At 68.6% G+C, this 26,033-nt stretch carries 23 protein-coding genes; 9 read left to right on the forward strand and 14 right to left on the reverse strand.

What is annotated here, in order from left to right; all coding sequences use genetic code 11:
• The first annotated feature begins 10 nt into the window (after positions 1-10).
• A complete protein-coding gene (locus MAAFP003_RS22215) occupies positions 11-1,054 on the forward strand; it encodes a glycosyltransferase (protein WP_096291340.1) in 1,044 nt (347 codons plus the stop codon).
• Between the two features lie 4 nt (positions 1,055-1,058).
• On the opposite strand, the gene MAAFP003_RS22220 is transcribed toward MAAFP003_RS22215, so the two are convergent.
• The 8 genes from MAAFP003_RS22220 to MAAFP003_RS22255 all read right to left on the reverse strand — a co-directional run bounded on the left by MAAFP003_RS22220 (position 1,059) and on the right by MAAFP003_RS22255 (position 13,119).
• Positions 1,059-2,762, reverse strand: a complete 1,704-nt coding sequence (locus tag MAAFP003_RS22220) for a GMC oxidoreductase (protein ID WP_096289860.1) — start codon at positions 2,760-2,762, stop codon at positions 1,059-1,061.
• Positions 2,759-3,679, reverse strand: coding sequence for an aldo/keto reductase (locus tag MAAFP003_RS22225; RefSeq protein ID WP_279304540.1), 921 nt, complete (start codon positions 3,677-3,679; stop codon positions 2,759-2,761). Before MAAFP003_RS22225 ends, MAAFP003_RS22220 begins: the two co-directional genes overlap by 4 nt.
• Before the next feature lie 22 nt (positions 3,680-3,701).
• Positions 3,702-4,715 (reverse strand): glycosyltransferase family 4 protein, encoded by a 1,014-nt coding sequence (locus MAAFP003_RS22230; protein ID WP_165796470.1) that lies wholly within the window; start codon positions 4,713-4,715, stop codon positions 3,702-3,704.
• Between the two features lie 81 nt (positions 4,716-4,796).
• Positions 4,797-6,272: an O-antigen ligase family protein gene (locus MAAFP003_RS22235; protein WP_096289863.1), complete on the reverse strand. Its 1,476-nt coding sequence runs from the start codon at positions 6,270-6,272 to the stop codon at positions 4,797-4,799.
• Positions 6,269-7,717, reverse strand: a complete 1,449-nt coding sequence (locus tag MAAFP003_RS22240; RefSeq protein WP_096289864.1) for a tyrosine-protein kinase domain-containing protein — start codon at positions 7,715-7,717, stop codon at positions 6,269-6,271. Before MAAFP003_RS22240 ends, MAAFP003_RS22235 begins: the two co-directional genes overlap by 4 nt.
• Positions 7,718-7,889: 172 nt before the next feature.
• Positions 7,890-9,563 (reverse strand): hypothetical protein, encoded by a 1,674-nt coding sequence (locus MAAFP003_RS22245; protein ID WP_423790934.1) that lies wholly within the window; start codon positions 9,561-9,563, stop codon positions 7,890-7,892.
• A gap of 9 nt (positions 9,564-9,572) precedes the next feature.
• Entirely contained in the window at positions 9,573-11,429 is a 1,857-nt protein-coding gene (locus tag MAAFP003_RS22250) for a putative bifunctional diguanylate cyclase/phosphodiesterase (RefSeq protein WP_096289865.1), read from the reverse strand.
• Positions 11,430-11,562: 133 nt separating this feature from the next.
• The gene (locus tag MAAFP003_RS22255; RefSeq protein WP_096289866.1) at positions 11,563-13,119 is read right to left on the reverse strand and encodes a hypothetical protein; all 1,557 of its coding nucleotides are present in this window, start codon (positions 13,117-13,119) and stop codon (positions 11,563-11,565) included.
• Between the two features lie 162 nt (positions 13,120-13,281).
• On the opposite strand from MAAFP003_RS22255, the gene MAAFP003_RS22260 reads away from it, so the two are divergent.
• From MAAFP003_RS22260 to MAAFP003_RS22270, 3 genes are read left to right on the forward strand one after another with little or no spacing between them, the layout of a single operon-like run.
• A complete protein-coding gene (locus tag MAAFP003_RS22260; protein WP_096289867.1) occupies positions 13,282-14,463 on the forward strand; it encodes an NAD(P)/FAD-dependent oxidoreductase in 1,182 nt (393 codons plus the stop codon).
• A complete protein-coding gene (locus MAAFP003_RS22265) occupies positions 14,460-15,353 on the forward strand; it encodes an RNA polymerase sigma-70 factor (RefSeq protein ID WP_096289868.1) in 894 nt (297 codons plus the stop codon). Before MAAFP003_RS22260 ends, MAAFP003_RS22265 begins: the two co-directional genes overlap by 4 nt.
• 49 nt (positions 15,354-15,402) lie before the next feature.
• On the forward strand, positions 15,403-16,656 hold the full coding sequence (locus tag MAAFP003_RS22270; protein ID WP_096289869.1) for an aminodeoxychorismate synthase component I: 1,254 nt from the start codon (positions 15,403-15,405) through the stop codon (positions 16,654-16,656).
• Here the strand turns inward: MAAFP003_RS22270 and rsmI are convergent.
• Positions 16,653-17,489, reverse strand: a complete 837-nt coding sequence (gene rsmI / locus MAAFP003_RS22275; RefSeq protein ID WP_096289870.1) for a 16S rRNA (cytidine(1402)-2'-O)-methyltransferase — start codon at positions 17,487-17,489, stop codon at positions 16,653-16,655. The two genes, MAAFP003_RS22270 and rsmI, sit on opposite strands and share 4 nt — an antisense overlap.
• A 24-nt stretch (positions 17,490-17,513) precedes the next feature.
• On the opposite strand from rsmI, the gene MAAFP003_RS22280 reads away from it, so the two are divergent.
• Positions 17,514-19,082 carry a dolichyl-phosphate-mannose--protein mannosyltransferase gene (locus MAAFP003_RS22280; protein ID WP_096289871.1) on the forward strand — a complete coding sequence of 523 codons (1,569 nt, stop codon included), beginning with the start codon at positions 17,514-17,516 and terminating at the stop codon, positions 19,080-19,082.
• Between the two features lie 53 nt (positions 19,083-19,135).
• Positions 19,136-19,261 carry a hypothetical protein gene (locus MAAFP003_RS29975; RefSeq protein WP_279304541.1) on the forward strand — a complete coding sequence of 42 codons (126 nt, stop codon included), beginning with the start codon at positions 19,136-19,138 and terminating at the stop codon, positions 19,259-19,261.
• A gap of 80 nt (positions 19,262-19,341) precedes the next feature.
• Here MAAFP003_RS29975 and arcA read toward each other — a convergent pair whose 3' ends face one another.
• A complete protein-coding gene (gene arcA, locus MAAFP003_RS22285) occupies positions 19,342-20,553 on the reverse strand; it encodes an arginine deiminase (RefSeq protein WP_096291342.1) in 1,212 nt (403 codons plus the stop codon).
• 107 nt (positions 20,554-20,660) lie between these two features.
• On the opposite strand from arcA, the gene MAAFP003_RS22290 reads away from it, so the two are divergent.
• Positions 20,661-21,278 (forward strand): alpha-ketoglutarate-dependent dioxygenase AlkB, encoded by a 618-nt coding sequence (locus MAAFP003_RS22290; protein WP_243394173.1) that lies wholly within the window; start codon positions 20,661-20,663, stop codon positions 21,276-21,278.
• Here the strand turns inward: MAAFP003_RS22290 and MAAFP003_RS22295 are convergent.
• Positions 21,275-21,928, reverse strand: a complete 654-nt coding sequence (locus tag MAAFP003_RS22295) for a DUF5642 family protein (protein ID WP_096289872.1) — start codon at positions 21,926-21,928, stop codon at positions 21,275-21,277. The genes MAAFP003_RS22290 and MAAFP003_RS22295 overlap by 4 nt on opposite strands.
• 28 nt (positions 21,929-21,956) lie before the next feature.
• Positions 21,957-22,625, reverse strand: coding sequence for a DUF5642 family protein (locus MAAFP003_RS22300; RefSeq protein ID WP_096289873.1), 669 nt, complete (start codon positions 22,623-22,625; stop codon positions 21,957-21,959).
• A gap of 37 nt (positions 22,626-22,662) precedes the next feature.
• Here MAAFP003_RS22300 and MAAFP003_RS22305 point away from each other — a divergent pair, with 37 nt between their 5' ends.
• On the forward strand, positions 22,663-23,634 hold the full coding sequence (locus MAAFP003_RS22305) for a linear amide C-N hydrolase (RefSeq protein WP_096289874.1): 972 nt from the start codon (positions 22,663-22,665) through the stop codon (positions 23,632-23,634).
• A gap of 1 nt (position 23,635) precedes the next feature.
• Here the strand turns inward: MAAFP003_RS22305 and MAAFP003_RS22310 are convergent, their stop codons facing one another.
• Entirely contained in the window at positions 23,636-24,628 is a 993-nt protein-coding gene (locus MAAFP003_RS22310) for a GNAT family N-acetyltransferase (RefSeq protein ID WP_096289875.1), read from the reverse strand.
• A 126-nt stretch (positions 24,629-24,754) separates the two neighbouring features.
• Here MAAFP003_RS22310 and MAAFP003_RS22315 point away from each other — a divergent pair, with 126 nt between their 5' ends.
• Positions 24,755-25,522 (forward strand): WecB/TagA/CpsF family glycosyltransferase, encoded by a 768-nt coding sequence (locus tag MAAFP003_RS22315; RefSeq protein WP_096289876.1) that lies wholly within the window; start codon positions 24,755-24,757, stop codon positions 25,520-25,522.
• On the opposite strand, the gene MAAFP003_RS22320 is transcribed toward MAAFP003_RS22315, so the two are convergent.
• Positions 25,509-26,033 (reverse strand): D-glycero-alpha-D-manno-heptose-1,7-bisphosphate 7-phosphatase, encoded by a 525-nt coding sequence (locus tag MAAFP003_RS22320; RefSeq protein WP_096289877.1) that lies wholly within the window; start codon positions 26,031-26,033, stop codon positions 25,509-25,511. The two genes, MAAFP003_RS22315 and MAAFP003_RS22320, sit on opposite strands and share 14 nt — an antisense overlap.

Raw genomic sequence — 26,033 nt, forward strand, 5'->3', positions numbered from 1 at the left:
TTCACCTCGGGTGCTTTGGCTTTCGCCGTGGACGCGGCCGGCGGTGCGCGTGCAGTCCGAGGCGCTGATCCGCCATGGCGCCGACGTGCTGCTGGTGACCTCCAACAAACACCCGGAGTCCGACGCGGCCCGCGACTACGAGCTGGTGCTCGATCCGCGGTTCAAGACCGCGTCGACCTGGGTGCCGACCTTCAACGCCTGGCGCCAGATCCGCAAGTTCGCTCCCGACGTGGTGATCGCCGAGATCGTCCGCGACCCACGCTGGATCGCGCTGGCCGGGCTGGCGCCGCGCATTCAGGTGGTGCATGACGACCGGCCGCACGACCCCGACGAACTGACGCCGGCCTACGAGCGTGCGGTGTTCGACCGCTGGGGTGCCCGATCGGCGGCCACGATCACCTACAGCCGGTACGTCGCGGCCGGTGTGGCCGCGCGCCGCGACGTCGCGGGCACGCCGGTGCACGTCGTGCCGCTCGCCAGCGATGTCGACCTGTCCCGCATCCCGCCGTTCGTGGGTGCGCAGGGACGCCGTGACTTCGTCCTGTTCGGCCGGCTCAACCCCTACAAGAACGTCGACGTCGTGCTGGAGGCCTGGCAGCGACACGTCGGCGGCGACGGCTGGCGCGGGGACAATCTGGTGCTGATCGGCGACGGCCCACTCGACGCCGCCGCCTTGCCCAAACACACGGTGTGGCGCAACGGCAGTTACCGCTACGCCGATGTCATCCCCGCGTTGTCGACGGCCAAGGGCTCGATCTCGCACTACCGGCGCGCGTCACAAAGCGGGGTGCAGGTGCTCTCGATGCAGCTGGGCGTCATGCCGATCGTGTCCACCGCCGGCGGGCTGCCTGAGTACCAGCCGCCGGGCTGCCCGCCGATCGGTATCGACGACGTCGCCGGGCTGGCCGCCGCGTTCGACCTGCTGGCCGACTCGTCCGTCGCGGCCGAACTCGGGGCTGCGGCGGCGCGCCACTACGCCCAACACTGCGCCGTCGACATCGTCGCGGACCGCTTCCTCGAAGTCATCGACGCGGTGCTGGCCCGCCGGCGCTGACGTCTCAGGCGGTCCGGGAATCCGAGCGCCGACGCTGGGCCCGGACCCTCGCGATGTGGTCGGCGAGCCGCACACCCAGCGCGATGCCGAGCAGTGTCGGGTTGGCCTGGCTCGACGTGGGCAGTACCGACGTGCTCGCGATGTACAACCCGCGCACCCCGTGCACCTGAAGGTTCGCGTCCACCACGCCGTCCTCGGGGGCCACCGACATCCGGGTGGTGCCCACCTGATGGAAACCACCCATCTCGCCCAGGTACTCGCGCACCAGGCCCTCGACGTCGTCACTGAGCCATTCCACCGATCCGGCACCGTGCCGGCGCAGGTGTTCGTCGATCAGGCCGACGGCCTTGCGCACGCTGACCAGATCGTCTTCGGAGAAGTGCATATGAGTGCGAATCCTGCGCATTCCCAAGGCATCCCGTTCGTCGGTCAGCTCGACGCGGCTCTCCCAATGCGGAAGATGCTCACCGTGGTAGTGCAGCGCATAGGTGTTGTCGGCGCTCTTGACGAAAAACCCCGGCGCCTTGCGGCCCCTGCGCACGAACCTGGCGTAGGGGAACGTGACCGCGAAGCGGATCGACGGAAACAGGTCGCGGACGATGTTGCGCAGATGCGCCAGAACCCGGGGCGAGCCGGCCCGCTTGGTGTGTGCCTCACGGATCGCCGCCGCCAACAGGAAACGACCGAACGGCGAGATCAGCGTCAGGTAGACGCCCGACAAAATACCGCTGCCGTGGCTCGGGTCGCTGATCGCCGGATTCACCAGCCACACAGCGGCATTCGGCATCCCGGCGTCCCGCAGCAGCTGGGGGTCGAAGGTGAAGCGGCGCCGGACGTACACGCCGTCGCGGTCCCGCTCGTAGGCGTGGATGACCTTGTCGGTGTTGAAATGCACGCGCGCGACCCGGGCCTCGACGTGCGACATGTACCAGTGCCCGAGGTGGCCGCCGGCGTTTCCCAGACCTGCCGGATGGTGCCGATCGGACACCATCAGCAGCCGGGTTGCCTCCAGTCCGCCCGTCGCGATGATGTAGTCCCGCGCGACGACCCTGCCCTGCCGGCCTGCGAGTGTCTTGACCACGAGATGGTCGACGGCGTCGCCGGCCTCGGTCGTCACGATCTCGGTGCAGGTGAGCCCGGTCCACAGCGTCAGAGTGGGGGCGTCGCGCAACGCGCCGCGGTATTCGCGGCCGAACCGTGTCGGCAAGGCCCAGCGTTCCAGATCGGTGGTGCGCACCGCGCCGTCCGGAAGCCCGACCACCATACTGTTGTCCGCGATCTCGGGGATCTCACGCGCATTGAATTTCGCCTGACCGCACCCCGCCCAATCGCAGGCTCGTTGCCGGTAGGGAGCGATGTCGTCGTCGCCGATCGGCCAGGGCGCCCGCGCGGTGATCGGCCGGTCCTCGAAATCGATCGGGTCGAACTTGACGCAACGCCCGCCCCACAGCGCCGTGGTTCCGCCGACCTGTCGCCGGACCGTCAGCTCGCTGCGCGCATGGAAGTAGTCGTCCTGGTGCGAATCGAGAGTCGCCAGGTCCTGCGCCGCTTGGTCGGTGCGCTCGAGGCCGCTTTCGATCAACGCCACCCGCACGCCGGCCCCGGCGAGTTCCAGCGCCGTGGCGATGCCTACCGCGCCGGCCCCGACGACCACGACGTCGGTCTCGATCGTCGTGAAAGCGGCGAACTCCTCCGGGCCGCGGATCACGCGACAGCACCTTCCCGGAACTGCGCGACGAGGCCGAGGAACCGCGTCAGGGTCTCCGCGTCCAACGGCGACGAGATGGCGCTCGCCGCTTCGGCGATTCGGTGCGGCTTGGTAGTGCTGTAGAGAATCGCGGGCGATCCGGTCGCCGCGGCCGACGACCCGATGATCAGCTTCGGCAGCACGCCGGGTGCCAGCGGATCGAGTTGCAGGGCCTCGCGCCACTGCGCGGCCAGCCGCTGGTCGGCCGACAGCGCCGCGGACAGCGACGTGTACGGCCTGTTCAGCACGCCGAACGCGAGATCGGCCGGGCGCGGCGCGGGATTGAGCACATCGCTGCGGTATTGGCTGACGCCCTCGGGCGCGAACGCCGCCGCGAAATCCACCTCGAGCCCCTCGTCCTGGGAGACGCCCCAGGCGCGAATCTTGCCCTGCTGCTTGGCGTTGTCGAAGAACTCACGCAGTTCGCCGTCGCGCACCGTGTCGCCGGGCTTGGGCGCATGCAGGAAGAGGATGTCGACGTAGTCGACGCCCAACGCGGCGAGGCTCTCGTCGAGGCTGCGCGCCGCGGTCGCCGAGTCGTAGTCCCGGGCAGTCGTGTCGGGTCCCTGGCGTCGCTTGACGGCGCGGCGCAGCGCCGGCGCCTTGCGCAGCAGGGCCCGCGCCGGGGCTTGATACCGGGCGAGCCGCCGGGCGGCTCCGCCGACGTCGATGCCGAACTTGGTGGCAATGGTGACGGCGTCGCGACCGACCGTGCGGACGAACGCCCCCAGTTCCGCCTCGGCCATTCCGAGCCCATACATCCGCGCGGTGTCGAAGTGGGTGATCCCGCTGTCCACCGCGCTGCCGAGGACGGCCATCCGCTCCCTGCGCGACGGCGACTGCATCAATCCGCCGCAGCCGAAACCGACCGCACTCACGGCGAGGTGCGGTCCCCGCAGTTCAACTCGCTTCAATCGCACAGCCCCCGTAAATCCGGCGAAGTTCGGCGTCAATGATTTGGGGGCTGCGCGTCGCCGCGATGTGCTCTTGGCCGCGCAGCCCATCGCGCTCGGCCAAACCCGGATCGCGCAGGTAGCGGCCTATAGCCGCGGCCAGCGCGGGCACATCGCCGACGGGCACGAGCATACCCGGGTCCGATGCGATCTCCGCTGTTCCGCCCACCGGGGTGGCCACGAATGGCCGCGCGCCGGCGAGGGCCTCGGTGAGGATCATCGGCATGCCTTCCGCGTAGGACGGCAGGACGACCACGCGCACCGTCCGGAGCAGATCGCGGATCTCGTCGGGGTGTACCGGGCCTTCCACCGACATCCGCTCGGTGGGCGGCGGGGTGTAGTCGTCGATGCGCCCGACGATCCGAAGATGCCCGTCGATGCCCTGGTCAAGCAGCAACCGCCAGGCGGCGACCAGGTCGTCGACACCTTTGCGGCGACCGACGGTCCCGGCGAACAGCGCCACAGGCGGCGTCAAGCCGGCCGGTGGGGCATCACGATCGATCGGGATCGGGTTGGCGACCACGGAGGTGCGCACGGACGGCGCCACCGCCGCAACGGCGACACGCGCTTCCTCCGACAACACGATCACGTGGTCGGCACATTTCAACGTGGCTCCCACGAAGCGTGGCCGCGTCGCAGCGAAGTCGTGAAAATCGGAGCCGTGGATGGTGACGATGATCCGGAAGCCGCGCGCTCGCGCCAGCCGAATCAGCGGTCCCTCGCGCAGCCACGCTCCGCCGTTGGAGATATGGAAATGCACGATAGCCGGGCAAGCGGTGCGGGCCAGCGCCACGCCCGCGCGGGCCGTGAGCAGAAGGCTCTTCGCGTGGTTGCCGCCGTCCCAGGTGGACAGGACGCGGATGTCGTCCGCGCCGATCTTGTTGTCACGGATGACCCGGATGACGGACTGCGTCCCCCCGAAGCTGTACATGTCGGGGCCAACGTGGGTAACGGCTAACACCCGGCTAGGTCTCCCAGCAAACTGGCCACCAGGTCAAGATAAACCAGGTCAGCGCCGGTCTGGGTAACGCTTTGAAAAAATTCAGCTGGGCGCGGCGGCCAGCTCCGGAATCTCGTCGACGGTGTCGCGGCCCGCCTCGCGGTCCCGGTGATCCAGCCCAGCAAATCCCATCGTCGCTCCGAGGGCCAGACCCAGCGCCAACGCGTCCATCGGCATCTCGGGCAGCGGCCAGACCGCGGAAATCGCTAGCAGACTGGTGCTGACCGCCGCGCTGATCTTGGCCGGCGCCGACGCGCGTCGGGCCGCCTTGAGAATGGGGGTCGCCGCGAACCACGCGAACACCGCCACACCAACCGCCCCGGCCTTGGCCAGCCACCACTGATAGAAGAGGTGCGAGTAGGTGGGACCCAGCTTCCAGGAGAAGGCGTCCGGGTCGTTCCCGGTCGGCAGCTGATAGGCGTAGCCGAGACCGTGGCCGAAGATCGGCGCCTCGGCGATCGCGGTGTTGAGCCGGGCGTTTTCCTGCAGCCGGTCCAGCGTCGACTGGTCGACGGCCAGCGCGCTCGTCGAAATACCGCCCAGCACCCGTTGGCCGAACGCGGTGAACTGATCGCTCAGCCACGCCCCGGCCTGCGAATGCTGCAGCAAGAACAGCGATCCGGGCACCGTGATCGCCAAGGCCGCCAAGCTCACCAACACGACGGTGCCCAGCCGGCGCAACGCCGGCAATCCGAAGCTGGAAAGCAGGGCGACCAGCGCGGCGACCACCATGGCGATCAGCGTGTTCCGGGAGAAGGACAGCAGCGAGATGATCAACGCGGGCGGACCCAGCGCATAGAACATCATCGGCTTCACCCGGCCGACGATCGCGGCAGCGACCAGCGCGGAGAGCACGGCGGTGGCCGGTGGCTGAGTGGACAGCACGATGCGCAGTGCCTGGCCGGCGCCCGTCGCCTCTTCCAGGCTTTCCGCCCGGCCGGCCAACCGGACGGCGTGCAACGAACTGACGATCGCCATGGCCGCCGAAAACCAGAGAATGACGATCATGACGCGGACCAGCCACTCAGCGTGATGGCCCCAGACGACGAGCATTCCCAGCACGAACCCGGCCACCATCTCCAGCAGCGTCGTCGATTCACGCGCCACCATCAGGTCGTCATGCCCGGCCCAGAATCCATAAAAGGTATAGAGCACCACGGTTATCGCGAACCCCCCCGGCAGGAGGTAATCGGAGAACCGGGGTCTGACTTTGGGAAGCAGATATAAGATGGAGAGCAGGGCCGTGATCTGGTAGGCGTAGATCGCGACCGGGCCGATGACCTTTCCGACGTGCAGGCCCTCCGGCAGCGCCGCGAACGCCCCGAAGAACGTGACCGCGACCATCCCTTCTGGCTTCACCCAGTACACGACCAGGCAGAACAGGGCCGCGATCAGGAGCACGCCCTCGGTGGTCCGGCGTACCGAGAACACGCCGAACAGGAAGCATCCCAACAGGAACACCGTCAGCGCAGCGGCAGCCACCACCAGGCGGTCGCGACTGCGCAGGTAGGGAATCACGCCGACCCGCTGATCTTTCCCCGATAGGCGCGGGCCGCGGCCCTGCTGTGCACCGACGGCTGGGCATCGGTCAGCACGGTTCCGACGATGTTCGCGCCGGCGGTACGCAGCGCGGCCAGGGCGTCGGTGAGTTCGTCGACGGTAGTGCGATTCGCACGCACCACCAGCACCGTGGCCTGCACCGCGCCGGCCAGCAGGCCGGAGTCGGCCGTGGCCAGCACCGGCGGGCCGTCCACCACGGTCTGGCCGAACCGCGATGACAGGTTCGCCAGCACGTTGTCGATCACGTTCGGCGTGAACGCGCTGGCGGGCACGCCCTCGCCGCGCCGGCCGGACCGGGCCGCGAGAAGGAACAACCGCGAAATCGGGGTCGCGCGTACGGCCTGCACGGCGATGCTGGGGTCGGCCAGCGCATGCGCGAGTCCTTCACCCGACTCGACGCTGAGCAGACCGGCGATCACCGGCCGCCGGGTGTCGCCCTCGACGAGCAGCACGTCCTGGCCGAGTTCGGTGAAGGCCCGAGCCAGGTTCAGCACCGTCGTCGTGGTGCCCTCGCCGCCGAACGGTGCCGCCACCAGCACCCGGCGGGCATCGGGCCCCATTGCCCGGCTCAGCCGGGTGCGCAGACCGCGCACCGCGTCGTCGAATGCGATGTCGGTGCCGAATTTCGGTGCGGTGCCCCGCTTTCCGGGCAGCTCTCCCAATGTCGGCAAGCCGGACAGCTCTTCCAGCTTCTCGCGGGTGCGCACGGTGCGGTCGGTCGCCTCACGGGTCAGCGCCACCGCGACGCCCAGCAGCAGGCCGGCGATGAGGCCCATCGCCACGTTGCGTACCGGCGACGGGGCGATCGCGTGAGTGGGCACTCGGGGCGACTCCACCACGCGCGCCCTGGCTACCGGCAACGGCTTGGCCGACGGCTGGCCGGGCACCTCCGACGGCAGGGGTGTGTCACCGGTGTCGGGTCGGGGTGCGGTGCTGCTCTGCGGCGCGCCGTTGGTCGAGTGCGCGGTCACGCCGAGCGTCGGGACCATCGTCGCGAACTGGTCGGCCATCGCCCCGGCCAGCGCCGCGGCGCGGGTCGGATCGGTGTCCTTGACAGAGATCGTGAACAGCATCGACTTCGCGGTGTATTTCACCTGCGTCTGACTCACCAGGGCATCGGGACTCATCGGGACCTGCAGCTGGCTGATCGCGCGCTCGGCCACCGTGCGCCCGCCGGCGATCTGGGCGTAGGACGACAGCCGCTCCTGCGCGGTCAGCGTGCCGTTGTACAGCTCGGTGAGGTCGGTGGCCCCGGAGAACGAGATCAGGATCGTGGCCGACGACTGATAGTGCTTGGTCTGCAACGCCGTAACGACCACCGCGCCGAGCACACATGCCAGGAACGCGCCCGCTGCCAGCTTCCAATGCGCCACGATAATCCGGACAAAAGTACGGAAATCCATCGAATCAGTACCCTTCTAGTAGCTCAGCGGGGCTAGAGCATCCATTCGGTCTCCTAAACGCCCGCTGCGCAAACCCAACGCTCATTATGCAGCATCGTCAAATCGAGATCCGATCGTCCGCCCAGGCAGTGGCGGACTTTTGCGTGGTTTGCCGACGCACCCTACGCGCCCTTCACTGCCGAGGCGGGGAAGTGACCACCTCGCGCGGTATGTCGACCGTCGCCAGGGGGTACCACCCGGTGCCGTCGCGCCCGTCGCGGGCCAGCTGCATCGGCGGATAGTTCACCACGTGCGAGGCGCCGGGTTTGTGCTGCTGCCAGGTGGCCGCCGCCTGCAGGGTGTAGTTGCCGGGCGGCAAGCTGCCGATGTCGACGGTCACGGTTTCGTCGGCCGACGCCGGCGTGGGTTCGCTACCGGAGTTGTCCCCGCGCACCAGGGTCTTCAGATTCACGGTCGATTGCATCTCTCGGACCACCGCCCCGGTGAAATCCACCAGCCGGTAGCCGGGGACCCATTTCTCGGAAGCGCCGGCCGCGCCGTAGTTGGTCCAGGTGACGCCGATCGTGGCTTCCCCGTCGTGCGACGCCTGCGAGCCTTTGCGCGCCTCAGCCGAATATCGGTAGCCGGCGACGACGTTGGCTTTCGACCACAGCAGGAACAGCGCCGGGTCCATCGGCGAGGTCGCGTTCACCGCCGGGAAGTTGAAGCTCGACGTCATCGACACGTGGTACTTGACGACGTCGCGCAGTCCCTTCTCGTAGTAGCTGTTCGGGTCGGTCCCGTCGGGCAGCTGGCACCACTCGGTGATCACCAGTCCCGACGCGAGCCGGTCCTTGATCTGCTTGACGAGCGGATCGTTGAGCTGCACGTAGTGCGAGCCGCCGGACTCGGCCCACACCGGCAGCGGTGCGTAGACGCCGAGGCAATCCGACCGGATACCCACCGGCGCCGACAACGCTTTGGTGACCCAGTCGGCGAACAGCTGTCGCACGATGTCCACGTTCATCGGGGTCACCACCAACTGGGTGTGGGGGAAGGCGTTGACGTTCGCCGCCACCAGCTTTGCGATCGACGCGCTGGTGATGTTCTGGTCCCGAAACTGGCTGTAATACCCCAGCTTCGCGACGCTCTCGTCCGGCGACGGGCCCGGCGCGTTCAGCTTGTCGCGCAAGTAGGCGATGTGGTTTTCGCTGAAGTCGCCGTAGCCGGAAAACTCGAAGACGCTCAGCCGCTCGTCGCGGTCGTAGCGGCGGCCCAGCGCGGCCAGCAGCTGGCCGAACGCGTCCAGGTAGCGCGGGTCATTCCAGTTCGGCACCACCTGCGTCACCCCGGGTGTCCACCAGTACTTGGGCGGCGAGGGATAGTCGGTGGCCACCGGCCGCATCCAGTCGGGAATGGCGATGCTCGTGTTGGACGGATAGACGGTGTCGCAGCACGAGCTGTAGGCGACGATCCGGATCGTCAGCCGCATGTTGCGGCCGGCCAGCTTCGTCAACGCGTCGTCAATCGCGCTGAAGTCGAACTTGGCCTCGTCGGGAGCGTCGGGCGGCAGCGTGCTCGGATCGACAGGCTGCAACTGCCGCCAGGTGAAACGCATGCTCGCGTCATACGACGCCGGCCACGACCCGTACCGGCGCTGCGCGGGATTCGCCTGTGGGAAAAGCGGCATCATCAGGTCCTCGTACTGGCCGCGCAGTGGATTCGGCACCTCCTGCACGCCCAGCGGGATGGCCGGGCCGGCGATCACGCTCAGCGGCTCGGGGTCGGTCGTCTTGCTACACGCGCTCAAAACCAGCGCCGCGCATACCGCAACGGCCACCGTGCAGTTGCCCAGTCTTCGGATCACGTAGCGATGCTAATTTGTGCCCTGCGACAAGGCCTCACGATCGGCCAGGAATGGCATCGGCATCCAGCGCGCCGAGAACAATGCCTCCATCGCATCGCCGGGGACGGGCCTGGACAACAGGAACCCTTGCGCGCGGTGACACCCGTGCTGCATCAAAGTCAGTGCGGCAGCAGGGGTCTCGACTCCCTCGGCGACCACTTGCAAACCGAATGCCTCGGCGAGCCCGATGATGGCGCGCACGATGGCCAGGTCGCCGGCGTTGGTCCCCAGGTCGCGCACGAACCCGGCGTCGATCTTGAGCATGTCGACCGGCAGCTGCTTGAGGTGTGAGAGCACCGCATAGCCGGTGCCGAAGTCGTCGATCGCCAACTGCACCCCCACCTCTTTGAGCTCGGCGAGGGTATTGAAGGTCGCTTCGATGTCGTGCACGACGGCGCGCTCGGTGATCTCCAGGCACAACGATCCGGCGTCGATGCCGAACTCGTCGATCGTCTCGGCGACGCTGCGCACGAAGCCGCGGGTGATCAGTTGCACGGGCGACACATTGATCCGCAGGGTGGCGCCCAGCCCCACGCCCTTGGCACGCCACCGGCCGAATTCGGCGCACGCGGTGCGCATCACCCAGCGGCCCAGCTCGCCGGCCAGGTTGGTCGATTCGGCGACGCCGATGAACGAGTCCGGCAACAGCATCCCCCAGATCGGGTGCCGCCAGCGGACCAGGGCCTCGGCTGCCACCACCGCGCCGGTCCACAAGTCGACCTCGGGAAGGTAGTGCAGCAGTAGCGCTTCGCTGCCGATGTCGCCCTGCAGATGCAGCTCGATGTCGTTACGGAAGGCGCTTTTGAGCGACATGTCGTCGGTGAACACCGCGATCTGGTTGCCGCCGGCGCGCTTGGCGGTCAACACGGCCTCGTCCGCACGACGCAGCAGCGCGGTGCAGTTGTCACGCTCCGGCATGCCGACGGCCAGCCCGATGCTGACGGTGCGGCTGATCATGTGGCCGCCGATGGCAAGCCGCTCGCAGAGCATCTTCGACAGCCGCCGGGCGAACGACTCCGCGGTCTCCGGCGACATCGACTGCTCGGGCACGACGACGAACTCGTCGCCACCGAGCCGGGCGATCATGGCCTGGGTGCCGGCACAGACCTGGATGCGTTGCGCGAACACTCTGATGAACCAGTCACCGGCGGTGTGGCCCAGGTAGTCGTTGATCGGCTTGAGCCGATCGAGATCGAGATACAGCACCGCGACGGGCCCCGGCTTTCCGGCGGCAAGCCGTTCGGACAAGTGCGCGACCAGCGCCCGGCGGTTGTACAGGCCGGTCAGGTCGTCGTGCTCGGCCAGATAGCGAAGCTTCTCGGCGACAAGGCGCGCTTGCAGCTGGGCGAACAAGGCGGCGACGGCCTCGAGCGTGTTGATCTCGGTTTGCTTCCACTTGCGGTCGCCGAACCTGACGAATCCGAGCACGCCGGTGGTCACCTCGCCCGACACCAGCGGGGCGGCCGCCACCGAGGGCGCGCTGGGTTGCGTGGGCCGCGTCAGCCAGCGCCACCGCGAACGCCGACCGCCCGATATCACCACCGGCTTCCTGCCCTGCTCGCACTCGGCGAGCAGGGGCTCGGCGTCGCTGTAGGGGACGAGGGCCGTCGCACCCTCATCCACGATCTCGGCGCGCGGCGGGAACTCCGCGACCAACACCGAGGCGTGCGACAACTCGTCGCGGTGCCGCAGAAAGCTTGCGTCCAGGCCGAATTGCTCGACCAGCCGCGCGAGGACTTTTTGGCTCACCTCGGTCGCCGTGGCCGCCGTGGCCTCCATCAGCGCAGTGGCCACGGAGGCTACGACCAGGTCCAGGCTGCGCGGCATGGAGACCTCCGATATGGGGCGCATGTCCCGGCCGAGCGGCCAGATTTGAGCAGGTCACGGAACGTATTAGTTAGATAACCGTATCATGGGCGACGCATTTGCTCCGGGCTTACGCACGGCGTCGCGGGCGGTGTCAACCGTTGGTCGCGCTGGTGTTGTCGCGCGGGATGTCAAGGGTCGCAATCGGGTACAGCCCGGAGCCGTCGCGTCCGTCGCGAGCCAGCGCCATCGGCGCGTAGTTGACCACGTGCGAGGCACCCGGCTTGTGTTGTTGCCAGTCCACCGAGGCACGCAGCGTGTAGTGCCCGGGCGCCAACCCGGACAGGTCGACATGCACGGTCTCGGTGGACGACGCCGGCACCGCCTCCTCGCGAGACGGGCTGGAATCGTCGTGCACCAATGTCTTCAGGTTGACCGTGGCGGGCAGGGTGCGAACCACCGCACCGGTGTAGTCGACCAGCTTGTAGTTGGGCGCCCACTGCTCGGTGGCGGCCGCCGCGCCGTAGTTCGTCCACTCCACCGAGATGGCCGCGACCTTGCCTTGAATCGATTGCGATCCCGGCTTCGCCTCGACCGAATACCGGTATCCGGCAGCGGCATTGGCCTGCGCCCACAACGCATACAGCTTGGGGTCCATCGCCGATGTCGAATCCCGGTCCGGGAAGTTCGCGCTCGCCGTCATCGACACGTGGTATTTGACGACGTCGTGCAAACCCTTCTCGTAGTACCCCTTCGAGTCGGCCCCACCCGGCAGGGAACACCATTGCGTGATCACCGGCGCGGAGCGCAGTCGCTGCTTGATCGCGTTGACGACCGCATCGTTGTTCCGGACGTACGGTGAGTCGCCGGACTCGGCCCAGGCGGGCAACGGCGATGCGACGCCGAGGCAATCCGAGCGGATGCCGACCGGCGCGGACAGCTTCTTGGTGACGTCGTCGGAGAGCAGTTCGCGCACGATCTCCGCGTTCTGCGGCGCCACCACCAATTGCGTGTGACCGAAGGCGTTGACATTCGCCGCGACCAGCCGGTGGAGCGCCGCGCCGCCGATGCCCTGGTCGCGGAACTGGTTGTATCCGGCGAATTCGAAGACGGCCAGCCGCTCGTCGCCGTCGTAGCGGCGGCCGAGCGCGGCGACCAGCCGGCCGAATGCGTCGAGATAGCGCGGGTCGTCCCAGTTCGGCACCACTTGCGGCACCCCGGGGCTGTTCGGCGGCGGCGGGTAGCTGGTGGTCAGCGGCCGCGCCCATTCGGGGACGGCGATGCCGGTGCCGTTCGGATCGGGACTGTAGGCGTAGACGCGCAGGGCGAGCCGCATGTTGCGGCTGGCCAACTTGTTCAGCGCGTCGTCGATCGCGCTGAAGTCGAACTTGCGGTCATCGGGAGCATCGGGCGGCAGCGTGGCCGGATCGGTGGGCTGCAACTGCCGCCACGAGATCTGCATGCTGGCGTCGTAGGAGGCCGGCCACGCCGGGTAGCGCTGTTGGGCGGGATTGCCTTGCGGGAAAAGCGGATTCATCAAGTCTTCGTACTGGCCGCGCAGCGGGTTCGGGATATCCGCAACGCTGGGTGGGATGGCCGGGCTGACCATGGCCGACAACGGCCCGGGGCTGTTGTGACCACCGCAGCCGCTCAACACGAGTACCGCGCAGGCGCCCACCGCCGCCACGCCTCGCCTCAGTGTCCGGACCATCGTTGCGATGCTAGAGGCAGGCGCGCCTCGGTGTGAGTGGCGGCTCCGCGCCTGCGGCCGGCATCGAGTGATACGGCTCACAATCGATGGCCGAATTGTCACGCCCCGCGGTCCTGCGGTGTCTCCAGGGCACAACTTTCGGAAGAGAATAGGGAGACAGCAATGACCAACATCACTCGTGTCGTGGTCGTCGGCGGTGGATACGCCGGCACCCTGGCCGCCAATCGCCTGCGGCGGCGGCCGGACCTCGAGATCACGCTGGTGAATCCCCGCCCGGTCTTCGTCGAGCGAATTCGCTTGCACCAGCTGGTCGCCGACACCGGCGCCGCGACAGCCGACTACGGGTCGCTGCTGGGTGACGGAATCCAGTTGGTGGTCGACGCCGTCGAGCGGATCGACGCTCTTGCCCGCCGCCTGGAGCTGACGTCGGGCACCACGCTGGAGTACGACTACCTGATCTATGCCGTCGGCAGCACGGGCGCGGTGCCCGCGACACCCGGTGCCGCCGAGTTCGCCCATTCGGTCTGCGACCTGGAAAGCGCACAGCGGCTGCGCTACGCGCTGGCCGACCTGCCCCGCAATGCCGCGGTCACGGTGGTCGGCGGCGGGTTAACCGGCATCGAGACGGCTTCCGAGCTGGCCGAGCAGGGCCGCCCGGTGACCCTGGTCTGCGGTGGCACGCTGGGGGCGTCGCTGAGCGCGCGGGGCCGGCGGTCGGTGGCCAAGCAGCTGCGCCGGCTCGAGGTCACCATCTGCGAATCCGTCGCCGTGAGCGAGGTCCGCTGGGACAGCGTGGTGCTCAGCGACGGCGCGGTGCTGCCCAGCGCGGCGACGGTGTGGACGGCCGGGTTCGCCGTGCCGGATCTGGCCGCCCGCAGCGGCCTGCGCACCGACGAGCTGGGGCGGTTGCTCACCGACGAAACGTTGACCAGCGTCGACGATGCCCGCATTGTCGCCGCCGGCGACGCCGCCGCGCCCTCGGACCGGCCGCTGCGGATGAGCTGCCAGGCCGCCGAGCCGCTGGGCGCCCAGGCCGCCGAGACCGTGCTCGCCCGGATCGCCGGCGACACCCCCACGGCGCTCAACCAGGCGTTCGTCGGCCAGTGCATCAGCGTCGGCCGCACCCGCGGCACGCTGCAGTTCGCGCGCACCGACGACACCCCGGTGAACCTGGCCCTGGGCGGCCGCACCGCCGCCGCGATCAAGGAACGAATCTGCCGGGGCACGCTGTGGGCCATCCGGCGCGAGGCCGCCAAACCGGGCTCGTACTTCTGGCTCAAGGGCGGTGACCGGCCTTCGCACGCCACCGGGCACTCGGCCGGCGAGCAGGTCGCGATCAAATGATCGCGACCGGTGAGCACGCGGAACGGTTCACGCTGCTGCGCCCGCTGCTGTTCACCATCGCCTACGAAATCCTCGGCTCGGCCACCGAGTCCGACGACGTCCTGCAGGACAGTTATCTGCGGTGGGCGGACGTCGACTTGTCGACCGTGCACGACACCAGGTCGTATCTGGCTGCGCTGGTGACTCGCCAGGCGCTCAACGCGTTGCGGGCCGGCGCCCGCCGCCGCGAGGAGTACGTCGGGCCGTGGCTGCCCGAGCCGTTGCTGCTCGACGACCAGGATCCGTCGACCGATGTCGTTCTGGCGGAATCGGTTTCGATGGCCATGCTGGTGCTGCTGGAAACGCTGAGCCCGGACGAGCGAGCGGTGTTCGTGCTGCGCGAGGTGTTCGGGTTCGACTATGGGGAGATCGCCGACGCGGTGGGCAAACCGGCGCCGACGGTCCGCCAGGTCGCGCACCGGGCCCGCGAGCACGTGCGGGCCCGGCGCAAGCGCTTCGACGCTGACCCGCAACGCAACGCCGAGATCACCGCGCAGTTCCTGGCCACCGCGGCCGGTGGCGACGTGGACGGGCTGATGGCGATGCTGGCGCCGGACGCCACCTGGATGGCCGACAGCGGCGGCAAGGTGTCCGCGGCCCGACGGCCGGTCGTCGGGGCCGACCGGGTGGCCCGCGCTGTCGCCGGGCTGATGCGCAAGGCCGCGGCCGTGCTGCGCGCGGAAATGGTGACGTGCAACAGCGCCCCGGCGGTGCTGCTGTATCTCGGCGACCACCTCGAGGGCGTGATCACCCTGGAGATCGCCGACGGTGTGATCACCAACTTCTACGTGATGCGCAACCCCGACAAGCTGGCCGCGGTGGCGACCGCCCGCGACATCAGCCGCGGCTGAGCCACGGCGGTCCGGGGCGGGAAAATTCACCTTCTGTCAAGCTAGGACAGTGCGCACTGACCGGCTCGGCAACCTCGGCGAGGCACCCGGTGTGCTGCGCGCGATCGGGGATGCCGCCCGCCGGCTGGGGTTGCCCCCGCCCGCGGCGCTGACTGGCGAGTGGTTCGGCGCGCTGGCGGTGATCGCGCCGAGCCTGGCGGTGCGGCCGGTGGATCCAGCGGATGCCTTCGCGGTTCAGCTGAGCTCGCAGGCCGACGAGTCGCCCGCGGTGGGCGGTGGCTGGGTCGGCTACCTGTCCTATCCGGACGCCGGTGCCGACGGGCGCCCGCATCGGATTCCCGAGGCCGCCGGCGGTTGGACGGACTGCGTGTTGCGCCGCGACCGGGACGGGTGGTGGTGGTACGAGAGCCTGTCCGGGGCGCCGATGCCGCAGTGGCTGACCGCCGCGCTGGCCGCGACCCCGGGGCCGGCGCGTGACTGCCGGATCGACTGGGACGTGGCCGACCGCGAGGCGCACCGCGGCGCGGTGCTGGCGTGCCTGGAGGCGATCCGCGCGGGCGAGGTCTATCAGGCGTGCGTGTGCACGCGGTTTACCGGGACCGTCACCGGGTCCTCGCTGGATTTCTTCGTCGACGGCGTCGCGCGCACCTCGCCGGCCCGCGCGGCCTACGTCGCGGGCCCCCGCGGTGCGGTGGCGTCGCTGTCGCCCGAGCTGTTTCTGCGCCGCCACGGCAACGCCGTGCTGTCGAGCCCGATCAAGGGCACCCTGCCGCTGGACGCCTGGCCGGCGGCGCTGCGCGCCTCACCGAAAGAGGTGGCCGAGAACATCATGATCGTGGACCTGGTTCGCAACGACCTGGGCCGGGTGGCGGTCACCGGCACCGTCAAGGTGCCCGAGCTGCTGGTCGTGCGGCGCGCGCCCGGTGTGTGGCACCTGGTGTCGACGGTGTCGGCGCAGGTGCCCGTCGAGCTGCCCACGTCGGCGCTGCTGGACGCCGCCTTCCCGCCCGCCTCGGTCACCGGCACGCCCAAACATCGTGCCCGCCAGCTTATTTCGCAATGGGAATCGCATAGTCGCGGGATATATTGCGGCACAGTCGGTTTGGCATCGCCTATCGCGGGGTGTGAGCTCAACGTCGCGATCCGCACCGTGGAGTTCGACGACGCTGGTACCGCGGTGCTGGGCGTCGGCGGTGGGATCACCGCCGATTCCAAACCTGACGCCGAATGGGCGGAATGCCTGCACAAGGCGGCACCGGTGGTCGGGGTGCCGTGCGCCGCGGCCGCGGCCGGCGTCGGTTAGCCGGGGCGCGCTCTGAGCACCTCGTCGTACAGCTGTCGCGAGCGCACACCCGGATGCGCGGCGGCCACCTCGTTACAGGCGTCCTTGACGCGAACTCCGTCGGCGACGAGCTCCTGAACCCGGGCCACCAGCGCCGGCACGTCGGCGGGCGGCGTCGCACCACCCAGCACGACGGTGATCTCACCGAGCACGCCGTCACCCGCCCAGGCCGCCAGCTCCTGCAGCGTTCCACGCACCACTTCCTCGTGCACCTTGGTCAGCTCCCGGCAGATCGCGGCGGGACGCGCACCGCCGAGCTGCTCGACGGCATCGCTCAGACACGCCGCCAGCCGGCGCGGCGACTCGAAAAACACGCAGGTGCGCCGCTCGCCGGCCAGCGACGCCAGCCAGGTTTTGCGCGCCCCGCTCTTGCGTGGCGCGAAGCCCTCGAAGCAGAACTTCTCCGCGGGCAGACCCGACACGGCCAGCGCGGTCGTCACCGCCGACGGCCCGGGCAGGCAGGTGACCGGCACACCGGCGTCCACACACGCCGCGACTATCCGGTAGCCGGGGTCGCTGATCAGCGGCATTCCGGCGTCGCTGACCACCAGCACCGTCGCGCCGGCCTTGATCTCGTCGATCAGCGCGGGCACCCGGGTGGCCTCGACTTGATCGAACATGCTGACCACCTTGCCGGTGATCGCGACACCGAGCGCTTTGGCCAGCGTTCGCACCCGCCGGGTGTCCTCGGCGGCCACCACATCGGCCTCGCCGAGCGCCTTGATCAGCCGCGGCGAGGCATCCGACGGCTGGCCCAGCGGGGTCGCACCGAGCAACACGCGACCGTGAGACATGACGGACAGCCTACGATCGAGCTGATGACCGCCCCGCCCAGCGACGCCACCTTTCAGGTGGACAACGCCGTCCGGGAGCGCGCCGTGCCCGTCGTCAGCCCGGGGCCGTTGGTCCCGGTCGCGGATTTCGGGCCGGTCGACACCATCCGCGGCTGGGTGGTCACCGGCATCGTCACCCTGCTGGCGGCCATCAGCCGATTCGTGAACCTGGGCTCGCCGACCGATGCCGGAACCCCGATCTTCGACGAGAAGCACTACGCACCGCAGGCCTGGCAGGTGCTGCACAACCACGGCGTGGAGGACAACCCCGGGTTCGGCCTCGTGGTCCACCCGCCGGTCGGCAAGCAACTGATCGCGGTCGGCGAGGCGATCTTCGGCTACAACGGCGTGGGCTGGCGATTCACCGGCGCGCTGCTCGGCGTCGTGCTGGTGCTGCTGGTGATGCGGACCGTGCGCCGGATCAGCCGCTCGACGCTGGTGGGCGCGATCGCCGGGGTGCTGTGCATCTGCGACGGCGTCACCTTCGTCGCCTCCCGCACCGCGCTGCTCGACGGCATCCTCGTCTTCTTCGTGGTCGCCGCGTTCGGCGCACTGATCGTCGACCGCGATGAGGTGCGACGGCGGATGCACGTCGCGCTGCTGGAGGGCCGCAACACCGCAACCGAGTGGGGCCCGCGCCTGGGCGTGCGCTGGTGGCGGTTCCTGGCGGGCGTCATGCTCGGATTGGCTTGCGGGACAAAGTGGTCCGGCCTCTACTTCGTGGTGTTCTTCGGTTTGATGTCGCTGGGGTTCGACGTGGCGGCACGCCGGCAGTATCAGGTGAACCGGCCCTGGCTGGGAACACTGCGGCGCGACCTCGTCCCCACGGCCTACGCGATCGGCATCATCCCGATCGCGGTATACCTGGCCAGCTATGCGCCGTGGTTCGCGTCCGAGACCGCGATCGAGCGGCACGAGGTGGGCCAGACGATCGGCCCGCACAGCGTCTTCCCGTTCCCCGACGCCTTGCGTTCGTTGTGGCACTACAGCGCGAAGGCGCTGGAATTCCATGCCGGCCTGACGAACTCGGCGGGCAACTACCACCCGTGGGAATCCAAGCCGTGGAGCTGGCCGATGTCGTTGCGGCCGGTGCTCTACGCGATCGATCAGCAGAACGTCGGCGGCTGCGGCGCGCAGTCGTGCGTGAAGGCGGAGATGCTGGTCGGCACGCCCGCGATGTGGTGGCTGGCGGTGCCGGTGCTGCTCTATGCGTGCTGGCGCGCGTTCGTCCGGCGCGACTGGCGTTACGCCGTCGTCCTGGTCGGCTACTGCGCCGGGTGGCTGCCGTGGTTCGCCGACATCGACCGGCAGATGTACTTCTTCTACGCCGCGACCATGGCGCCGTTTCTGGCAATGGGCATCGCGCTGATCTGCGGCGACATTCTCTATCGCCCCGGCCAGACCGCGGAACGCCGGACGCTGGGCCTGATCGTGGTCTCCAGCTACGTCGCCCTGGTGGTGACCAACTTCGCCTGGTTGTTCCCGGTGCTCACCGGTATGCCCATCTCGCAACAGACCTGGGACATGGAGATCTGGCTGCCCAGCTGGCGCTGATTTCCTGGCCGAACCGCCACGCGAGATCCCGGCCGCGCGTAGGCTTTCGGCACATGACCAGGGGGAAAAAGGTTTTCGTTGCGCTGCTGCTGGCGTTCGCCGTCTCGACGACGTCGGTCAGCTGTCTGCCCATCACCACCGTCAACTGCCCGGCGGGCGGCGGCCCGATCGGCTGCTGACGCCGTTGCCCCGAGACTGCAGCTAGCGACGGCGCTACCCGCGAAATGCGTTGTAGTTACAGTTTCGCGGCGTAATTCCGCTAGAGGGCGTCGCGGGCGACCGGGCAGGACATGCACCGCGGCCCGCCGCGGCCGGTGCCCAATTCCGAGCCCGCGATCGTCAGCACCTCGATGCCCGCATCCTGCAGCCGGGTGTTGGTCTGCACGTTGCGTTCGTAGGCGACGACGACGCCCGGCGCCAGCGCCAGCGTGTTGTTGCCGTCGTCCCACTGCTCGCGTTCGGCGACGACGGGGTCCAGCCCGGTGTCGATCACGCGCAGCTTGTCGATGCCCATCGCCCTGGCCGCCGCTTCCAGGAAGGGCGTCTCGTCGCCGATGTTCACGCCATCCGGCGACGGCTGGATCGTGAATGCCGACAGCTTGTCGATGACGTTGGCATACATGACCACGGTCTCGGTGTCGACCATCGTGCACACCGTGTCCAGGTGCATCTGCGCGCGCTGCTGCGCGATCGGCACGGCCAGCACGGTGTGCGCCAGTTCGTCGTCGAACAGACTGCGCGCCAATGCTTCCGCCCCGGCCGGGGTGGTCCGCTCCCCCACCCCGACCGCGACCACGCCCGGGGATAGCAACAGCACGTCGCCGCCCTCGACGGGCGCGGACCTCGACTCGTACGCCTTGCGCACCCCGGTAAACCGCGGGTGGTGGGCGTAGATCAGGTCGGTCAACGACGTCTCGCGGATCCGGGCCCGCAGCGCCAGCGACGGGATCACCACCCGCGCGCCGATCCAGATCGACGAGTCCCGGGTGAACACCAGGTTCGGCAAGGGATCGATCACGAAATCCGCGCCCTGATGCATGCGAAGCACCAGCGACACGTCGGTTCGGGTATCCGGCGGCAACTCGTTGAACGTCATACCGGCCATCAGGATGTGCGCCAGCTTGGCGGGGTCCAGTCCACGCAGGTAGGCCGAAAGCTCTTGCGCCAGCGGCGCTCCCAGTCGGCGCGCATCCACGGCGGCGGCAACGCCTTGCATGCGGGCGGCGCCGCTGTGGTTGAGTGCCTCGGTCAGCAGGTCGGACAGCAGCAACACTTCCACCCCACGCGAGCGCAGCAGCTCGGCGAACTGGTCGTGTTCGTCCTGCGCGCGGTCGACCCACGGCAACCCGTCGAACAGCAGCTGGTCGTTGTTGCGCGGATTGAGTCGCCGCAGCTCCGCGCCGGGACGATGCAGGATCGCCACCCGCAGCGCGCCTACCTCGGAATTCGTGCCGAGCTCGATAACACCCACAGCTAAACCGTAGCCGCGCCAAACGGCACCGTCGCGCCACACCCGGGGCGCGCTGGTAGCCCGGCGAGTCTCGATCAATCGAACGGGTGTGCGATACGCTGTGCGGTGTGGGGACCCAGATATCAGGGGTACAGGGCTCGCTGTTCGAGCACACCCAACGACGACAACTCGGCGACGGTGCCTTCATCGAGATCCGCGCCGGCTGGCTCAGCGACGATCCGTCCGGTTCTCAGGACCTGCTCGACGCGCTGCTGAACACCGTCGCCTGGCGGGCCGAACGCCGCCAGATGTACGACCGCGTGGTCGACGTGCCGCGGCTGGTGAGCTTTCACGACCTGACCGTCGAGGATCCGCCTCACCCGCTGCTGGGGCGGTTGCGCCGCCGGCTCAACGACATCTACGCGGGCGAGCTCGGCGAGCCCTTCACCACGATCGGGCTGTGCTACTACCGCGACGGCGCCGACAGCGTCGCCTGGCACGGCGACACGATCGGCCGCAGCAGCAGCGAAGACACCATGGTCGCGATCATCAGTCTCGGCGCCACGCGGACATTCGCGATGCGTCCGCGCGGGGGCGGGCCGTCGCTACGGCTGCCGCAGGCGCACGGCGATCTGCTGGTGATGGGCGGATCCTGCCAGCGCACCTGGGAGCACGCCGTTCCGAAGACCGCGCTGCGCAAGGGCCCGCGCGTCAGCATCCAATTCCGGCCGCGCGACGTGCGCTAGGACGCACGGATCGCGGCGACCGCTTTGACGAGCAGGTCACGGGCGCGCTGGGTGTCGACCTTGGCGACGGGCTGGTCGGGCACGACGAGCGGGTTGGCGATCACGATCACCTGATAGTCGCCGAATTGCGCGGAGTAGTCGTAGAGCTCGCCGGTGCGGGGACCGCCGGCGACCAGCGCCTGCAGAACCCGGTGCACGCCGAATGTGTGCGTCCCGTCGATGTTCGGCGCGTCGATGACCTCGAGGCCGCCGCGCACCCCCGTCCCGGAGAACGCGACCTTGGTGCAGTCCTTGCCCGGGTCGTTGACGGGTAGCGGTTTGGAGGTTTCCACCGCGATGACGACGTACCGGTTACCGCCGCCCTCGGCGGACACCGCGGCCATGTTGCCCTGCACATCCGGCGGCATGTCGGGTCCGGCCGCCAGCTTCGCGCAGTTGGCGGGGTCGAATTTCAGCCCCTCGGGCAGCTTGCGGGCCGACAGCAGCTTGGGATCGATCGCCCGCTCCGAGATGTCGCTGACCGTGAACTCGGGCCCGAAGCTCGACTTCACACCCACGACCTTGGCGATGTCGGCGTTGGTCGAGGTCGCATTCGATGAGCAACCGGCAAGCACGAACCCGGCCGCGATCACGCCTACCAGCTTGGACACCGTGGCTAATCTACCCAAAGCCGGACATTCAGCTGCGCAACGTGGACACCGTTTTGACGAGCAGATCGGCGGCGGATTGCGCCGGCAACGCCGGCAGCGCCGAGCCCGGATCGGTGGTCACTGTGGTGAAGGCATAGTAGCCACCCAGGTACGCGATGAATGTGTATGCCCGCGAATCGATTTCGGTGCCCGACTCGACAGAGGATCTGATGTCGACGATCATGCCGACGGTTTGCGCATCATCGATGCGCGGCGGGTCGGTGAGCCGGACGCTGGCGGTGGTGTGCTCGGCGGTCATGGTCCACTCGCCGCAGTCGTCGACGACGCCGCGGTCCAGGTCAATGTCTGGCAAAGCCACCACCACCACGTTGATGATGCCGCCCGGACCCGAGGCGGACAGGCCCTGCGCGGACTGGTCGCGGCCCTTGCCGGGCTCGGCGAGTGTGGTGCATGACGCGGGCCGCGACGTCGCGTCGGGGCCAAGACCCCAGATCGCCCGTGGCGAGGCCGCGCCCGGAATGCCGGACGTGGCCTCGTAATTGGGCGGCAGGTCGCGAACGACCCGCTTGATGTTGGCGGGGTTGACGGTGCTGGAGTGCGCCGACGGCGAGGGCGTCGCCGAAGGCCGGTGGGCCGGCGAGTGGCTGCAGGCGGCCACCAAAACCGTGAGCACCGCACCGAACCAGAACGGCCGCATGCCAAGTTGATACCACGCGACGAGTAGCTTGACGCATGTGTGCACACGCGTCCTCTGGAACACCAACAAGCTGTCCGTTCTGACCGGCCGCAGCATGGACTGGCCGGAATCCACTGAGCCGATGATCGTGGCATTTCCGCGCGGACGCGAACGTGACGGCGGGGTGATGGCCGGAAACACCGTCGTCGAACAGAATCCGCTGAAGTGGACCAGCCGTTACGGGAGCCTGGTCACCACCGTCTACGGCGTCGGTAGTTTCGACGGCGTCAACGAACGCGGCCTGGCCGTGCACGGGCTGTATCTGGAATCCACGGATCTGGGGCCGCGGGACCCGTCCAAGCCGGGATTGCACGTCGGACTGTGGACCCAGTATCTGCTCGACCAGGCCGCCACCGTTTCCGAGGCGCTGGCGTTGATGGACGACTTTCAGCTGGTGATGATCAACGCGCGCGGGTACGACGCCACCATCCACCTCGCGATCGAGGATGTGTCCGGCGATTCGGCCATCGTCGAGTTCGACCACGGCCGCATGGTCGTGCATCACGGTCGCGAGTACACCCTGATGACCAATGACCCAACTTATGAAGAACAACTGAAACTGCTTGCCAAGCAAGACTTTTCCAAGCCCGGCTGCGAGATGCCGCTGCCCGGTAACGTCAACGCGGTCGATCGGTTCCAGCGTGCGGCGTACTTTTTGGCACTGCTGCCCGAGCCGCGCGACACCCGGCAGGCAGTGGCCGGCGTGATGGCGATCATGCGCAACGTCTCGGTGCCGTTCGGCGCACCCTACGAGGATTTCGGGATCTACAACACCGAATTCCGCACGGTCACCGACCTGACAAACCGGACTTACTTCTTCGAGCTGACAACCAGTCCGAACACGGTCTGGATCGAGCTGGACGGCCTCGACTTCACCGAGGGATCCGATCCGGTCGCGATCAACCCGTATGACGACGACCTGGTCGGTGACATCACGGCGAAGCTGACTGTCCACCAGCCGGTGTTCTGATTCAGCCGAGCGCCTCGATCACCTGCCGGGCGACCCGTTTGATCTCGTCGGCGAGGTCACGCTTGATGCCCAAGTCGCGCCGCCGCGGCACGTCGATGACCGTGGTGATGACGCCGACGTCTTCGCGTTGCCAGATCGCGCCGTGCCGGTCCATGATCGCGCGCATCGGCAGATTATCGGAAAGCATTCGCGCGGAAAACCTTTCGACACCGTCAACCTTGGCGGCGATCGACAGTGCACCGATCAGGAAGCTCCCGATCCCCCGGCCCTGGTAGGCGTCGGCGACGGTGAACGCGATCTCGGCGACCGTCGGATCCTTTTCGTCGCGGACGAAGCGCGCATCGGCCACCGGGTCGTCGCCGTCGGTCACCACCCAGACGAAATGGTCGACGTAGTCGACCTCGGACAGGTAGTGCATCAACGCCGGCGAGGGTAACCGGGCCGTCATGAACCGCCGATACAGCGTTTCGCTGGAGAACTGGATATGGCCGTGCACGGTGCGCACGTCGTCACCGGGCAGCACCGGACGCAGCAGCAGGTGACTGCCGTCGCGCGTCCGTATCGGGATGGGCGTGACGAAGGCGGCCAGCCGCTGGCGCACCATCCGCAGCAGCCGCGGCATGATGCCCGGGATGTGCACCAGCCGGGTGAACGCGTCGTTGTCACCGATCCAGCCGGCCAGCGGCTCGAGCGCGGTGACGGTCGCGATGCGGGGGCTGTCGCGCAGCAGCGCGATCTCACCGATGATCGCGCCGGCGGCCGTCTCGCCAATCGACACGGCGCCGTCCACGCCGACGTGTCTGATCTCGGCGGCACCCGAGGAGATCAGCAGAAACGACACGGCCTGCTCGCCCTGCTGCATCAGAATCTGTCCACCCGCGGCGCGCAGTGGCTGCAGGCTGGCCGCCAACGGCTCCAAGTCTTCGATGGCGCATCCCTCGAAGATGTCCATCGCGGCGAGTTCTTCCGCCCGCGCGCCGATCAGCTCGGCCACGGCGGCCCATCTTGCGGTCCGATTCGCTCAGGCTATGGCGTCGGCGGGCGGTGCAGCAACAACCAGGCGAACCGATGTCAGGAGTTCCGTGGAACTTCGGCGCCATTGCGGTGAGAATCACAAGTCATGCGGCCAGCCAGGATCCAGGTGGGCGATCTTTGGTTCGACTCCCTCACCCAACGCGACGCCGTCGACGTCGTGCGCAAGGCCTGGGCCGACGGGCGCGGCGGCTCGATCATTCCGGTGAACGTCGACGTGGCCTTCGCGGCCAGCCGAGACGGTGCACTGGCCGCGCTGATCGCGCGGGGATCGGTGGTCGTCGCCGACGGAATGCCGCTGGTGTGGGCGGCGCGGCTGCGCGGTGAGCCGCTGCCGGAGCGGGTGGCCGGCTCGTCGCTGATTCAACCGTTGAGTGCGGCTGCGGCCGCCGACGGCAAGTCGATCTATTTCTTCGGCGGCGCCGCGGGCATTCCGGAGCAGGCGGCCGCCGCCCTTGCCACGCAATTTCCCACCCTGCGCATTGCCGGCGCCCTGTCGCCGGAGTTCGGCTTCGACAAGACGGAGGACGGCACGCGGCGCGCGGTCGCGGCCGTGGTCGCCGCCAAACCCGACCTGGTCTTCGTCGGCCTGGGTTTCCCCCGGCAGGAATGCCTGATCGAACGGCTACGCCAAGAGCTGCCCGAGGTCTGGTGCCTGGCCTGCGGCGGCGGCATCGCCATGACGGCCGGTGCGGTCCGCCGGGCGTCCCCGCTGCTGCAGCGACTCGGATTCGAATGGGTGCACCGGCTGATGCTCGAGCCGCGCCGGCTGGCCCGCCGATACCTGCGCGACGATCTGCCGTTCGCGCTCGCCCTGATGATCCGCTCGATCGCTGCGCGGTTCAGGCGAGAATGAGCCGCACGGCCGCAGCGAGGTCGTCGACGACGAAGTCGGCATCCTCGCCGCCGCCGGCCCGCAGCAGCACGGTCGTCGCACCGGCCGCTCGGCCGGCCGCCACGTCGGCGGCGCTGTCGCCGATCATGACCGACTCGGCCAGATCGAAACCGTGTTCTGCCGCCGCACGAATCAGCATGCCGGCCAACGGTTTACGACAGTCGCAGCTGTTCGCCGCGTGCGGGCAATGATATTCGGCGTCGAGCCGGGCACCCTGAGCCGCCAGCAGTTGCCCCAGCCTGTCCTGGACGGCGTGGAACTGCGTTGGTTGCGCTGACGGTTCGGACAGCCAGCGCTGGTTGGTCACCAGGATCGTGCGCAGGCCGGCCGCATTCAGCGCCGCGATGGCCTGGGCCGCGCCGGGTAAGAGAACCAATTCCTCGGGCGTTCGGATGTATTCGCCGTCGTCGGCCTTGACGTTGATGGTTCCGTCTCGGTCCAGAAACACGGTGCGGACGTTGTCCCAACCCAT

Source organism: Mycobacterium ahvazicum (assembly GCF_900176255.2).
Lineage (GTDB): Bacteria > Actinomycetota > Actinomycetes > Mycobacteriales > Mycobacteriaceae > Mycobacterium > Mycobacterium ahvazicum.